At 70.4% G+C, this 1,097-nt stretch carries 2 protein-coding genes; both read left to right on the top strand.

The window, feature by feature from the left end; genetic code table 11:
* A partial coding sequence (locus AC5RUJ_RS16985) for an SDR family oxidoreductase (protein WP_494156331.1) occupies window positions 1–570 on the top strand: 570 nt, incomplete at its 5' end.
* A gap of 48 nt (window positions 571–618) precedes the next feature.
* The coding region (locus AC5RUJ_RS16980; protein WP_494156330.1) for an alcohol dehydrogenase catalytic domain-containing protein at window positions 619–1,097 on the top strand (479 nt) is incomplete at its 3' end.

The raw sequence follows: 1,097 nt of genomic DNA, 5'->3' as shown, positions 1-1,097 counted from the left end.
GACGTCACCGACGCCCAGGCGGCGGCCGACGGCGTGGCCTGGGTCGAGCGCGAAGTGGGCCCCCTGTGGGTGCTGGTCAACAACGCCGGCGTCCAGCACCGGGTGCCGATGCTGGACCTGGACGTCGACGACTGGGAGCGCGTGCTGCGGACCAACCTGACGAGCGCGTTCCTGGTGGGGCGCGAGGCCGCACGGCACATGATCGAACGCGGCGCCGGGAAGATCATCAACATCGCGTCCGTCCAGACCGACCTGGCCCGTCCGACCATCGCCCCCTACACGGCGTCCAAGGGCGGCATCCGCAACCTGACCCGGGCGATGACCGCCGAGTGGGCCAGCCTCGGGCTGCAGATCAACGCAATCGCCCCGGGCTACATCCACACCGAGATGACGCAGAACCTGGTGGACGACGAGGCCTTCAACACCTGGATTTTGGGCCGCACCCCGGCGCACCGCTGGGGCACGGTGGAGGACATCGTGGGCCCTGCCATCTGGCTGGCCTCCGACGCCTCGAACTTTGTGAGCGGCCAGGTGGTGTTTATCGACGGCGGCATGACCACCGTCGTTTGACCCCGCCGACCCGTCGTAGCTTTGCAGAACCAGCGAAAGGCAGTTTCCATGACTTCCCTCCCAACACAGTCCCTCGGCGTCGTGGCCCACGCGGCCGGTGATCTGCGCGTCGAACCCGTCGCCCTGGCGCCGGCGGGGCCCGACGAAGCCGTGGTCGAGATCGCCTACGGCGGCATTTGCGGGTCCGACCTGCACTACTGGCAGCACGGCGCCGCCGGCGAATCCATCCTTAAGGCGCCGATGCTGCTGGGCCACGAAGTGGTGGGTACCGTGGCGGCGGCGGCAGCCGATGGCAGCGGACCGGCCGCCGGCACCGCCGTCGCCGTGCATCCGGCGACGCCGGGGCCGGGCGACGGATCCAGGTACCCGGAGGACCGCCCGAACCTCTCGCCGGGCTGCACCTACCTGGGCAGCGCCGCACGTTTCCCGCACACTGAAGGCGCGTTCGCCCGCTACGTGAACCTGCCGACGCGGATGCTGCGGGAACTGCCCGCCAAGCTGCCGTTGCGGCGGGCGGCCCTGGTGGA

The sequence above is a fragment of the Arthrobacter sp. Y3223164 genome (assembly GCF_059091005.1).
Note: the sequence above shows the minus strand (reverse complement) of the source record. Positions and strands in the feature narration are given on the sequence as shown.